This window comes from Erwinia pyrifoliae DSM 12163 (assembly GCF_000026985.1).
Taxonomy (GTDB): domain Bacteria; phylum Pseudomonadota; class Gammaproteobacteria; order Enterobacterales; family Enterobacteriaceae; genus Erwinia; species Erwinia pyrifoliae.
Genome location: NC_017390.1, coordinates 1,010,711 through 1,023,747, shown reverse-complemented (window position 1 = coordinate 1,023,747; position 13,037 = coordinate 1,010,711). Strand labels below are relative to the sequence as shown.

Below are 13,037 nucleotides of genomic sequence, written 5' to 3'. Positions count from 1 at the left end.
TAATCCTGTTTTAGTCAAACTCCAGTTCCACCTGCTCCGATCCTATCAACGACCGCAGATCGTTTAACAAACGATCGCTCGGCGACACGCGCCAGGTTGCACCAAAGCGCAACTTTGCCCGCGCATCTTCTCTCTGATAGTAGAGATGTACCGGAATTGTCCCCGAACGATAAGGTTCAAGGGATTGACGGAGACGGTTTAAAAGCTGGTCATCAATTTGCCTGTCCGTCAGCGAGATAGCAAGCCCGCGCGCATATTTTTCGCGTGCTTCATCGATGTCCATCATATCACGGGCCATCATTTTAAGCCCGCCGTTGAAGTCATCGAAGCTGACCTGCCCACTGACGATCAGAATACGGTCTTTCTCCAGCATATGCTGGAACTTGTCTAACGCATCTGTAAATAACATCACTTCCAGGCGACCAGAACGGTCATCCAGCGTGCAGATGCCAATACGGTTACCGCGTTTAGTTACCATCACGCGGGCCGCCACCACCAGACCGGCGGCGGTGGTCATTTTACCACGCTCGGTCGGGTGCATGTCTTTCAGGCGCTGTCCACCGACATAGCGCTCAATCTCTTTCAGATACTGGTTGATCGGGTGGCCGGTTAAGTAAAGCCCTAAGGTTTCCCTTTCGCCGTCCAGCTGAATCTGTTCCGGCCACGGTTTGACGTCTGAATAGGACTGCTCCACCTGCTCCGGGGCTTCTGCCAGCACGCCAAACATATCCACCTGGCCAATCGCCTCTGCCTTAGCGTGCTGGTCGGCGGCTTTTAACGCATCCGGCAGCGCGCTCATCAACGCAGCACGGTGCGGACCTAAACGGTCAAACGCACCGGACATAATTAATTTTTCCAGCATCCGGCGGTTCATTTTTTTGGTGTCGGTACGCGCGCAGAGGTCAAATAACTCGCGGAAATAACCGCCCTCGTTACGCGCCTCGATAATCGCTTCGATCGGACCTTCACCGACCCCTTTAATCGCGCCGATGCCGTAAACGATTTCGCCTTCGTCATTGACGTGGAACTGGTACAGGCCGGAATTAATGTCCGGCGGCAGTACCTTCAGCCCCATCCGCCAGCACTCATCCACCAGGCCAACCACCTTTTCGGTGTTGTCCATATCGGCCGTCATCACCGCCGCCATAAACTCCGCCGGGTAATGCGCTTTCAGCCACAGGGTTTGATAGGAAACCAGGGCATAGGCGGCAGAGTGCGATTTGTTAAAGCCGTACCCGGCGAATTTCTCCACCAGATCGAAAATTTTGATCGCCAGTTCGCCGTCTACGCCGCGTGCTTTCGCCCCGTCTTCGAAGCCGCCTCGCTGCTTGGCCATTTCCACCGGGTTCTTTTTACCCATCGCACGGCGTAACATGTCCGCCCCGCCCAGGCTGTAACCGGCCAGCACCTGGGCTATCTGCATCACCTGTTCCTGATACAGGATGATGCCATAGGTCGGCTCCAGCACCGGCTTAAGCGACTCATGCTGCCACTGAATATCCGGGTAGGATATCTCTTCGCGCCCGTGCTTACGGTCGATAAAGTTATCCACCATGCCGGATTGTAACGGCCCCGGGCGGAACAGCGCCACCAGCGCGATCATGTCCTCGAAACAGTCAGGCTTCAGGCGCTTTATCAAATCCTTCATGCCGCGCGATTCAAGCTGGAATACCGCCGTGGTCTCCGAGCGTTGCAGCATATCGAAACTTTTTTTATCTTCAAGCGGAATCGCAGCGATATCAATCGGCGCTTCACCGCTCTTTGCACGCTTGGCGTTAATCATCGCCAGCGCCCAGTCAATAATGGTTAGCGTGCGCAGACCGAGGAAATCAAACTTCACCAGCCCGGCATATTCCACATCATTTTTGTCAAACTGGGTGACCGGATGGTCGCCGTTTTCATCGCAGTACAGGGGGGCAAAATCGGTGATTTGCGTTGGCGCGATCACCACGCCACCGGCATGTTTACCGGCGTTACGCGTCACGCCTTCCAGCTTGCGCGCCATATCGATCAGCGCTTTTACCTCTTCGTCTGCTTCGTAAATTTCCGGCAGCTGCGGTTCGGCGGCAAAGGCTTTTTCTAGCGTCATGCCAGGATCGGGCGGCACCAATTTGGAGATACGATCGACAAAGCCATAAGGATGGCCCAATACGCGCCCGACGTCGCGGATAACCGCTTTCGCCGCCATCGTACCGAAGGTGATAATCTGTGACACCGCCTTGCGGCCGTACATCTCCGCAACGTGCTCAATCACCAGGTCGCGTTTTTCCATGCAGAAGTCGACGTCAAAATCGGGCATCGAAACGCGTTCCGGGTTAAGGAAACGTTCAAACAGCAGGTCAAATTCCAGCGGGTCGAGGTCGGTGATCTTCAGCGCATAGGCCACCAGCGAACCGGCCCCTGAACCGCGTCCTGGTCCGACAGGAACATCATTATCCTTGGACCACTGGATGAACTCCATGACGATCAGGAAGTAACCTGGGAAGCCCATCTGATTGATAACGTTCAGCTCAATATCCAGACGTTCATCATATTCAGCACGGCGCACGGCACGCAACTTCTCATCCGGGAACAGAAATTCCAGACGCTCTTCCAGGCCCTGCTTCGATTTCACCACAAGGAAATCTTCCGTGCTCATCTCGCCGGTCGGGAACTGCGGCAGGAAATATTCGCCAAGACGGATGGTGACGTTGCAGCGACGGGCTATTTCCACGCTGTTTTCCAGCGCTTCCGGAATGTCCGAGAACAGCTCGCACATCTCCTCCTCGCTGCGCAGATACTGCTGCGGGCTGTAATGGCGCGGGCGCTTGGGATCGTCAAGGGTGAAACCGTCGTGGATCGCCACGCGGATCTCGTGGGCATCAAAGTCTGATTCGGCCAGGAAGCAGACTTCGTTGGTGGCGACAACAGGCACACCCCGCGCGACCGCCAGTTCTACCGCCGCGTGCAGATACGTCTCTTCATCAGGACGCCCGGTGCGGATCAGCTCAAGGTAATAGCGATCGGGAAAATATTGCTGATAGAAGTTCAGACACTCGTTAACCTGCGTAGGGTTACCGCGCAACAGCATTTTGCCGACATCGCCACGACGACCGCCGGAGAGCAGGATCAGCCCCTGCTGATGTTCAGCCAGCCAGTCACGATCGATGGTCGGCCCCGCCGGCCCGTAACCCCGCTGATAGGCGCGTGAAATCAGCAGCGTCAGGTTCTGATAGCCATCATTATCGGCGGCTAATACGGTGATTTGCGTCAGCTCATCGCCCATCGCTTCACTGCTAACGTTGAAATCTGCGCCAATAATCGGCTTCATGCCCTGGCCGTGCGCCGTTCCGTAAAACTTCACCAGCCCACACAGGTTGGTAAAATCCGTGATGCCGATGGCCGGCATACCCATGCTTGCCGCGTATTTCACCAATGAGCCCGTTTTCGCCAGCCCATCGATCATGGAGTAGTCGCTGTGAACGCGTAAATGAATAAAACGAGGTTCGGCCATCTGTGTTCCTGTTAACGCTAAGGAGGAGAATTACAGCGTGCGGGTAGCCGCAGCGGCCAGTTCGGCATCCAGCAACGCATTGCGTACCGGAGCAAAACTGCGGCGATGCTGAGGCGTTACGCCAAACCGCGCCAGCTTTTCCATATGCACAGCCGTCGGGTAGCCTTTATGCCGGGCAAAGCCATACTGGGGATACTGCTGATCCAGTTCGCACATTTCACGATCGCGCGTGACTTTAGCCATGATAGAAGCAGCGCTAATCTCTGGCACCAGGCTATCACCTTTTACCACCGCCCGGCTCGGCATCGCCAGCTGAGGGCAGCGATTGCCGTCAATCAGCACAAAATCCGGCGTCAAATGCAGTCCTGCCACCGCACGCTGCATCGCCAGCATGGTGGCGTGCAGAATATTAAGCCGATCGATCTCTTCCGGCTCTGCGCGGCCCAGGCTCCAGCTGAGTGCTCTATCTTTAATCTCATCGTACAGTGCCAGCCGACGTTTTTCCGACAGCTTTTTTGAATCCCCCAGACCGACAATTGGTCGGGAAGGATCGAGGATCACCGCAGCGGTAACCACCGCGCCCACCAGCGGGCCACGGCCCACTTCATCAACCCCGGCAATCAGCCAGGCTTCAGGATAGATAAATTCGCTCATCGACACAGCTCCAGTACCGCTGCCGCCGCCTGCTCATCGGCATTCCAGCGGATTTGATGATGCAGCTCGGCGAAGGTGGCCAGCAGCGCATCACGGGGTTCGCCAGCAGCCAGCAGCGGCTCTAACGCGGCTGCCAGCCGTTGCGGTTGACACTCATCCTGCAACAGCTCTTTCACCAGCTCGCGGCCCGCCAGCAGATTGGGCAGTGAAACATAATCCGTTTTCACCAGCCGTTTTGCCAGCCAGAAGGTGAAGGGTTTCATGCGGTAACCCACCACCATCGGGCATTTCGCCAGCATGCACTCCAACGCGGCGGTACCGGAGGCCAGCAGAGCCGCATCGCTCGCCTGCATCGCCTGGCGACCTTTGCCATTCAGCAGGTGCATTGGCAAATCTGGAGCCACTTCGGCTTTAATCGCTTCAAACTGTGTGCGGCGGCGCGGATTCACCAGCGGAACAACAATTTCCAGCTGTGGAAATTTTTCCCGCAGCAGCATTGCCGTTTTCAGGAAATCAGCGCTCAGCATCTCGACTTCGGCACTGCGGCTGCCGGGCAGCAGCGCCAGGCACAGGGCCTGTGGCGCAATGCCCAGCTCACGGCGCGCGGCCTGCCTGTCGGGTTCAATCGGCATCGCATCCGCCATAGTGTGGCCGATAAAGCGACACGGCACGTTGAAACGGTCGTAGAACGCTTTTTCAAACGGTAAAAAAGCCAGCACGAGGTCGGTGGATCGGCCAATTTTAAACACGCGTTTTTGACGCCAGGCCCAAACCGAGGGGCTGACGTAATGAATAGTACGGATCCCCTGCTGTTTCAACCGCCCTTCCAGGGTAATGTTGAAATCAGGCGCATCAATGCCAACAAAAACGTCGGGCTGCAGCGCGGTGAAGCGGCGGGTGAGATCGCGGCGGATATGCAGCAGGCGGCGTAGACGACCCAGCACTTCCACAATGCCCATTACCGCCAGTTCTTCCATCTCATACCAGGCTTCACACCCTTCGGACTGCATCAGCGGACCGGCCACGCCAACAAAACGGGCGTCAGGATGTTTCTCTTTCAGTGCACGGATAAGACCGGCACCAAGAATATCGCCGGAGGTTTCTCCGGCGACAAGGGCAATCGTTAAGGGGTGCTTTGGCATGGGTTAACGAATCAGGCCCCTTTTAGAGCGGGCAAAGAAATCGTAAAACGGCTGAACTTCCGGGTGCGCCTGTGCGATGTCGGCGATCTCCGGCTTAACTTCATCAAGCGTCTTACCGCTGCGGTAAAGCAGTTTGTACGCGGCACGGATAGCGTGCAGCGCCTCTTTGCTGAAGCCGCGTCGTTGCAAGCCCACAAGGTTGATGCCAAAAGGCGTGGCGTGGTTCCCCTGGGCAATCACGTAAGGCGGCACGTCCTGGGCAACGCCAGAACAGCCGCCAACCATAACATGCGCGCCAATAGTACAAAACTGATGCACCGCCGTCATACCGCCGATGATCGCAAAATCATCGATGATAACATGCCCGGCCAGCGTGGCATTGTTAGCCAGAATACAGCGGTTACCGACTACACAGTCATGGGCAACGTGCGCATTTACCATCAGCAGGTTGTCATCGCCAACCCGGGTTACCCCGTCCGATTGTGCCGTGCCACGATGAATGGTGACGCTTTCACGAATACGGTTGCGATCGCCAATTTCAACCCGCGTGGGTTCGCCAGCGTATTTTAAATCCTGATTCGCTTCACCTACTGAAGCAAACTGCCAGATGGTATTGTCTTTGCCGATACGGGTATGGCCATTGACAACAACATGCGATTTCAAAATCGTGCCTTCGCCAATCGACACGTTCGCGCCAATCACGCAAAACGGACCAATCTGAACGCCAGCGCCAATGACCGCACCTACTTCAACGATCGAGCTTGAGTGGATAACGGCGGTACTATCAATCACGAATTAAGCCTCCCGGCTGCGGGCACACATCATCGTTGCTTCGCAGACAATTTTACCGTCAACGGTTGCCACGCCTTTAAAGCGTGTCAACCCACGGCGGGTTTTCTCGAAGGTGACTTCCATGATCATTTGATCGCCAGGGACTACAGGGTTCTTGAAGCGCGCGTGGTCAATACCGGCAAAATAATACAGTTCCCCAGGTGCCAGTTTACCCACACTCTTAAAAGCCAGAATCCCGGTAGCCTGAGCCATCGCTTCCAAAATCAGCACGCCTGGGAAAATCGGTTTACCAGGGAAATGCCCCTGGAAAAACGGTTCGTTGACCGAGACGTTTTTCACCGCACGCAGATACTTGCTTTCTTCAAACTCAAGGACTCGATCGACCAGTAAAAACGGGTAGCGATGCGGTAAAAGTTCAATAATCTCTTCAATCTTCAGAGTATGAGTTTTAGTGGTCAAAATACTCTTCCTGTCCTAAAAAAATCTGATGGCATCAATAACACGGCCTGCAACAATCTGTCGATCGTCCGCAGGCCGCGAATCATTTCTGTGCGCCAGGCTTTCCCTGCTTCGCATGTTTTATTTATGAAAGCCGGACAGCGTTGGTGCGTGTTCGCTTAGTCTTTACCGACTTTGCGCTCGATGTTTTTCAAGCGTTTGCTTATTTCATCGATATTCATCACCAGTGCCGCAGTTTTGCGCCAGGTTTTGTTGGGCTGAAGCGGGATACCGGAGGAATATACCCCAGGCTCGGTGATGGGTCGCATCACCATTCCCATTCCGGTGACGGTCACTTTGTCACAAATTTCCATATGACCGTTTATCACGCTGGCCCCGCCAATCATACAATAGCGGCCAATTTTGAGGCTTCCAGCCATGATAACACCACCCGCCACTGCGGTATTGTCGCCAATGACTACGTTGTGCGCAATCTGGCACTGGTTATCTATGATAACACCATTACCGATTTGGGTGTTATCAAGAGCGCCACGATCGATAGTGGTACAGGCACCAATCTCAACGCGATCGCCAATAATCACCGTTCCCAACTGCGGGATTTTCACCCAGTTACCGCGATCGTTGGCATAACCGAAGCCATCTGCACCGATCACCGTACCAGATTGAATCAGACAGTCGCGGCCAATCTGCACTTCATGATAGACAGAAACGTTAGCCCACAGACGGCTGCCAGCACCGATATGGGTCTTTTTGCCGACGAAGCAGCCAGGGCCGATCGCCACGTTATCACCGAGCACCACATCGGATTCGATCACCGCGTTAGCGCCAATCGATACGTGGTTGCCAAGCCGGGCAGTGGCATCAATTATCGCGCTCGGAGCGATATCTTTCGCCGGCTGCGGCGTGCTGTCCAGCAGCTGCGCCATACGGGCGTAGGTCAGGTAAGGGTTTTTAACCACCAGCGCGGAGCCAGGGAAAAAGTCCAGATCCGCTTCCGTCAGCACCACGGCTGAAGCCTGACAGGCTGCGAGCTGCTCGCGGTAGCGGCTGTTCGAAAGAAAAGTTATCTGACCAGTTTGCGCGGATTGCATAGAAGCAATGCCGGAGATGGCGACTTCGCCATCTCCGTGCAATTCTGCATCCAACTGCTGGGCTAATTCAGCCAGTCGAATTGAAAACATGACTTATTTAACCTGTTTCAAAACATCGGCAGTGATGTCTTTAGATTTGGCAACGTAAGCTACCGCGTTCTGATCGATAACCACATCGTAGCCTTCACTATCAGCCACTTTCTGTACGGCGTCCTGAATGCGGCTCAGGATTTTATTACGCTCTTCCATCTGACGACGACGGTTATCCTGCTCAAATGCCTGAGCTTTAGTAGAGAACGCTTCACGCTGGGCCATCACGTCTTTTTCCACACGGCTGCGCTCGCTGACTTTCATCGTAGAGCCATCACGCTGCAGACGCTGCATTTTAGTTTGCAGATCGCGCTCCATACCTTGCAGCTCAGTGGCACGGCCTTTGAATTCGTTTTCCAGCTGTTTCGCGACGGTCGCACGCGCTGGTAACTGTTGGAAAATGCTGGAAACGTTCACCACTGCAATCTTATCAGCAGCCTGAGCGCCAGCGGAAACCGCCAGAGCAATACCCAGACCTGCAGCACACAACAACTTTTTCACTATAAAACTCCTTACCATCAACGTTTGTGTCACGGACACATGTGTTGCGCTTCATCGAGGCCAGAACAAGGCCACGATAAACAGTGCGCTACCCTGTTACTCCGCTTCCTTGCAACACCGAATTACCAGGTTTTACCAATGTTAAACTGGAACTGTTCGGCCTTATCTCCGTCATACTTTTTCAACGGCTGGGCGTATGAGAACACCAGCGGCCCAAGAGGTGACATCCATTGCAGCGCCATACCCGCTGACATGCGGATGTTACCCGGTTTGCTGTAATCAGGAATACCTGCCGCGCTGGTCGCTGCGGTGTTGTCCCAGTTGGTATCCCAAACGGTGCCCGCATCAACAAACAGGGAAATACGCACCGAATTAACGTATTTCTCACTGATGAACGGCGTTGGCGTAATCAGCTCGGCGCTGGCAACGGCCATTGCATTGCCACCAACCGCATCGTCAGAACTACAAATTCGGGTGACATCACTGCCGGAACAGTTGGAAGAACCATTGTTGTAATAGGCCGCTTTCGGACCAATGGTATTGGAACGGAAGCCACGTACGGTGCTGGAACCACCGGCGTAGAAGTTCTCGTAGAACGGCAATTCTTTACCGCTCAAACCACCGCCGTAACCCACGCGACCACGGCCTGACAGCACCCATGTATGATCTTGATCGAGCGGCAGATACTGCTGCGTATCCAGCGTCGCCTTATAGAAGGCATTATCCGAGCCGGGGAGCGTTACCTTGCCGTTCAGGTTGGTACGGTTACCCGCCGTAGGGAAGAAGCCACGGTCGAGGGTGTTATACGTCCAGCCGTAGTTAAAGGTAAAATCATCCGTCGAGAAATCTTCGTCGTCTGACAGTGACGGATTTTTCCCTACGGAGCGTAGATAACGCCACATCGCCACCTGTGGCTGCATATTAGACAGGCTGTTGTGTATATAGCCTGCACCAAAACGCAGAGTATTGTTTTCATTGACCGGGAAGCCCAGCGTGCCGTCCAGACCGTAACTCTTGTTGGTATAGTCTGACAGATCGGCATCGTCGGCCTTAAAATCGTTATAGAACAGACGGCCACCAAGACTGACGCCGTCAACCGTGAAGTAGGGGTCGGTCAGTGATAATTCAGCGTAGGTCTGGTAATCGTTTTTGGTTCCGCTAATGCCAACGGTATTACCGGTGCCAAGCCAGTTATCCTGGGTGATACCCGCCTGGAAGCTAACGCCACTTTCAGTACCGTAGCCCACACCGAAGTTCAGCGTACCGGTGTTGCGCTCTTTGATTTTGTACACCACGTCGACCTGGTCCGGGGAACCTGGCACGCGCTGGGTATCGGTATCAACCGTTTCAAAGTAGCCAAGACGGTTCAGACGCTCTTTGCCCTGCTCAACCAGGTCGTTACCTAACCAGGCACCTTCCATCTGGCGCATTTCACGGCGCAACACGGCATCTTTCGAGGTATCGTTCCCTTCAAAGCGCACTTTACGCACGTAGTAGCGGTTACCCGCATCAGCGTTGACATGCAGCTTAACGGTTTTGTTGGCGTCATCAATCTCAGTCTGAGTCTGCACGCGCGGATAGGCATAGCCATAACGACCCAATAGTTTCTTGATGTCGTCTTCCGTACGGGTGATTTTAGCGCCGTTATACAGCTCGCCGGGCTTGACTTTGCTCAGCCCTTCGATTTCAGCGGAGTGCCCGGCGAGGTTGCCGCTTACCGCCACGCCGGAAAGCTTATACTGTTCGCCTTCGGTAATATTAACGGTAATGTAAATGCCTTTTTTATCCGGCGTCAGGCTGACCTGAGTCGAATCGATATTGAAACGGGCATAGCCGCGATCCAGATAGAAGCTGCGCAAGGTTTCAAGATCACCGGCCAGTTTCTGTTTCTGGTATTTACGATCGCCAACCAGGTTCCACCACGGTACTTCATCACGAAGCTGGAAACGCGAAATCAGTTCATCCGAGCTGAAAGCCTTGTTGCCCACCACGTTAATCTGTTGGATTTTGGCAGAAACACCTTCAGTGAAGACCAGCTTCAGGTCAACACGGTTGCGGGGCAGTGGCGTAACGACTGCTTTCACGCTGGCGCTGTATTTGCCCACGCTAAAGTAGAAGTCTTCCAGCCCCTTCTCGATGGTGCTGATGGTGGTGCGATCCAGCGCTTCACCTACGCGCACGCCAGAGGCTTCAAGGTTCTGCTTCAGCATGTCCTCTTTCACCGCTTTATTGCCGGAGAAAGTGATACTGGCAATGGTTGGGCGCTCTTTGACCTCGACAATCAGCGTGTTGCCATCGCGCAGAACCTGAACGTCTTCAAAATTTCCGGTCGCAAACAGTGCGCGAATGGTGTTACTGAGATCTTCATCAGAGACGGTGTCTCCGACGCGGACGGGCATACTGAGCAATGCCGCACCGACGGCGACTCGCTGCAGGCCTTCGAAATGAATATCCTTCACCACGAATCCATCTGCACCGTATACGGTAGCGCTGCTAAGCAGCAGCGACGCTATGAGCAACTTTTTCATCGCCATCGTTGTTATGCATTCTTCCTAGCTGGTTCCCACGAATCACTTGCCTGGGCAAATCAGAAACGTGAGAAATCATTGAATAGCGCAAGCCCCATTAACAGCACCAGCAAAATTGAGCCGATACGATAACTGAAGTCCTGAACTCGCTCGGACAACGGCCCTCCTTTGATTTTTTCAATCAGCAGGAAAAGCAGATGACCACCATCTAACACCGGCAGTGGGAACAGATTGATAATCCCAAGGTTCACGCTAATCAGAGCGAGGAACATCAGGTAGTAAATCAAACCATATTCCGCTGACATCCCAGCCCCTTGGGCGATCGAAATCGGCCCGCTGAGATTGTTCAGTTTTACATCGCCGACAATCAGTTTGCCCAACATACTCACCGTCAGTTTCATCAGCTGCCAGGTTTTCATGCTGGCTTCACCGATTGCAGCGAACGGCCCGTACTGGCGCACCGTTTTGTATTCATCAGGCAGTGGGACAATACGCGGTATCACCCCGGCAAACCCTTCAGCCTTGTTATGCGGATTGACATCAGGTATCAGCGTCAACTGCACCCTACTGCCCGCGCGTTCTACCTCAAGAGCTATCTTTTTTCCCGGATTATCACGCACCACAGTGACAAAACTCTGCCACTGGTTTAAAAGCTGACCACCGACTTTAACGATCCTGTCGCCAGCTTGCAAACCCGCCCGACCTGCAGCGGAATTCTTCTGCACCTGGACCAACACCGATTCGATATGCGGCCCACGGGGCTGAATACCCAAAGATGTCACCGGATCCTGCTTATCAGGCTCGAACTGCCAGTGACGCAGATCGATTCTTTTTTCACTGGTCTGCTCGTTGCCAAAAGGCGCGACGGTGATACGCGTATCGTCTTCACCAATCCTCGCCATCAGCGCCATGCGCACAGCATCCCAGTCAGGCGTTTCGATACCGTCAACGGCTTTAAGTTCCGTACCGGGGGCAATTTGTGCCTCTGCCGCCGGCGAGCCGCTCATTATTTCGCCAACAACCGGACGAACGCCAGGCACGCCGATAATAAACACCAGCCAGTAAGCGAAGATAGCAAAAAGGAAATTGGCGACCGGACCGGCGCTAACGATGGCTGCGCGTTGCAGCACGGTTTTATTATTGAATGCCTGATGGCGGATTTCAGCCGGCACGCTGGCAACGCGCTCATCCAGCATCTTAACGTACCCGCCCAGTGGGATAAGGGCGATGACGTACTCGGTGCCCTGCTTATCGAAACGCCGCCAAAGTGCCTTGCCAAAGCCAATCGAGAAGCGCTCGACTTTGACCCCGCAGCGACGAGCCACCCAGAAATGGCCAAACTCATGCACGGTGATTAAAATCCCCAGTGCAACGACAAAAGCAGCAAAACTCCAGAGTACACTCAGCATTGTGTTTCCCTACAACGTTCCAAAGACCAGCAACAACAGCCAGGCAAATACCGGGACCGCAGCCGTAAGGCTGTCAATGCGGTCAAGAATACCACCGTGACCGGGGATTAAATTACCACTGTCTTTAATACCGGCTTCGCGTTTAAACATGCTTTCGGTCAGGTCACCCAGAACGGATGCCAGTGCGGCGGCAATCGAGCAAATCAGCAACGTGGCTAGCGGAACAGACAGTGGAGCAAATTCGCTGAACAGCCAACATATCAGCGCCGAGGTCAATAGCCCCCCGGCGAAACCTTCCCAGGTTTTTCCCGGTGAGACTCTGGGCGCCAGTTTATGTTTACCAAACAGTTTGCCAAACATATAAGCCCCTGAATCCGCTCCCCATACCAGCAACATCAGGTAAAGCAGCCACCAGGCACCGGCAAAGTGGTCTGATTCATAGTGATACTGGCGCAGCGCAAGCATGCCCCAGAAGAACGGCACGATGGTCAGCAAACCAAACACTAAACGCAATGGACGCGAATTGCGCCAGCATGAGGCAGAAGAAGGGTAGAACAATACCAGCAGCAGCGCCACTATCCACCAGCATGACGCCGCCCAAAGGGTGTCACCAATCTGCGGCAGATGTACCGAATGCTGGTAAGCGGGGAGCGTGAAAAGCATCAATGCCAGCAGCAGGCCGCATAACAACGCCAGCCAGACGCGCTGCGAACGGGCAGCAAAACCTGCCAGCGGCCCCCATTCCCAGGCGGCCAACATGCTTATCGCCAGCATGGTGATGGCAAACCCTAACGGCGGCAGCAGAAAAAGCGCTGCAATAACGATGGGAATTAACATAAACGCGGTAATCAGCCGTGATTTTAACAAAGATTACCCCC

General features: G+C 54.3%; 10 protein-coding genes. All 10 read right to left on the bottom strand.

Annotated elements, in window-relative coordinates; translation table 11 throughout:
* Positions 1-10: 10 nt before the first annotated feature.
* The gene (gene dnaE, locus EPYR_RS04530) at positions 11-3,493 is read right to left on the bottom strand and encodes a DNA polymerase III subunit alpha (RefSeq protein ID WP_012667237.1); all 3,483 of its coding nucleotides are present in this window, start codon (positions 3,491-3,493) and stop codon (positions 11-13) included.
* A 30-nt stretch (positions 3,494-3,523) separates the two neighbouring features.
* Positions 3,524-4,147: a ribonuclease HII gene (gene rnhB, locus EPYR_RS04525; RefSeq protein ID WP_012667236.1), complete on the bottom strand. Its 624-nt coding sequence runs from the start codon at positions 4,145-4,147 to the stop codon at positions 3,524-3,526.
* Positions 4,144-5,289: a lipid-A-disaccharide synthase gene (gene lpxB / locus EPYR_RS04520; protein WP_012667235.1), complete on the bottom strand. Its 1,146-nt coding sequence runs from the start codon at positions 5,287-5,289 to the stop codon at positions 4,144-4,146. Before lpxB ends, rnhB begins: the two co-directional genes overlap by 4 nt.
* Positions 5,290-5,292: 3 nt before the next feature.
* A complete protein-coding gene (gene lpxA / locus EPYR_RS04515; protein ID WP_012667234.1) occupies positions 5,293-6,081 on the bottom strand; it encodes an acyl-ACP--UDP-N-acetylglucosamine O-acyltransferase in 789 nt (262 codons plus the stop codon).
* Between the two features lie 3 nt (positions 6,082-6,084).
* Positions 6,085-6,540 (bottom strand): 3-hydroxyacyl-ACP dehydratase FabZ, encoded by a 456-nt coding sequence (gene fabZ, locus EPYR_RS04510; protein WP_012667233.1) that lies wholly within the window; start codon positions 6,538-6,540, stop codon positions 6,085-6,087.
* A gap of 158 nt (positions 6,541-6,698) precedes the next feature.
* Positions 6,699-7,721, bottom strand: a complete 1,023-nt coding sequence (gene lpxD / locus EPYR_RS04505; RefSeq protein ID WP_012667232.1) for a UDP-3-O-(3-hydroxymyristoyl)glucosamine N-acyltransferase — start codon at positions 7,719-7,721, stop codon at positions 6,699-6,701.
* 3 nt (positions 7,722-7,724) lie between these two features.
* Positions 7,725-8,222: a molecular chaperone Skp gene (gene skp, locus EPYR_RS04500; RefSeq protein WP_012667231.1), complete on the bottom strand. Its 498-nt coding sequence runs from the start codon at positions 8,220-8,222 to the stop codon at positions 7,725-7,727.
* Between the two features lie 122 nt (positions 8,223-8,344).
* Positions 8,345-10,756 (bottom strand): outer membrane protein assembly factor BamA, encoded by a 2,412-nt coding sequence (bamA, locus tag EPYR_RS04495; RefSeq protein ID WP_012667230.1) that lies wholly within the window; start codon positions 10,754-10,756, stop codon positions 8,345-8,347.
* Positions 10,757-10,809: 53 nt separating this feature from the next.
* A complete protein-coding gene (gene rseP / locus EPYR_RS04490; protein WP_012667229.1) occupies positions 10,810-12,159 on the bottom strand; it encodes a sigma E protease regulator RseP in 1,350 nt (449 codons plus the stop codon).
* A 9-nt stretch (positions 12,160-12,168) separates the two neighbouring features.
* The gene (gene cdsA, locus EPYR_RS04485) at positions 12,169-13,026 is read right to left on the bottom strand and encodes a phosphatidate cytidylyltransferase (RefSeq protein ID WP_012667228.1); all 858 of its coding nucleotides are present in this window, start codon (positions 13,024-13,026) and stop codon (positions 12,169-12,171) included.
* Between the last annotated feature and the right edge of the window lie 11 nt (positions 13,027-13,037).

Bases quoted from the DNA above. Each gene is read 5' to 3' on its own strand.
- dnaE (WP_012667237.1), bottom strand. From the start codon at position 3,493: ATGGCCGAACCTCGTTTTATTCATTTACGCGTTCACAGCGACTACTCC.
- rnhB (WP_012667236.1), bottom strand. From the start codon at position 4,147: ATGAGCGAATTTATCTATCCTGAAGCCTGGCTGATTGCCGGGGTTGAT.
- lpxB (WP_012667235.1), bottom strand. From the start codon at position 5,289: ATGCCAAAGCACCCCTTAACGATTGCCCTTGTCGCCGGAGAAACCTCC.
- lpxD (WP_012667232.1), bottom strand. From the start codon at position 7,721: ATGTTTTCAATTCGACTGGCTGAATTAGCCCAGCAGTTGGATGCAGAA.
- bamA (WP_012667230.1), bottom strand. From the start codon at position 10,756: ATGGCGATGAAAAAGTTGCTCATAGCGTCGCTGCTGCTTAGCAGCGCT.
- rseP (WP_012667229.1), bottom strand. From the start codon at position 12,159: ATGCTGAGTGTACTCTGGAGTTTTGCTGCTTTTGTCGTTGCACTGGGG.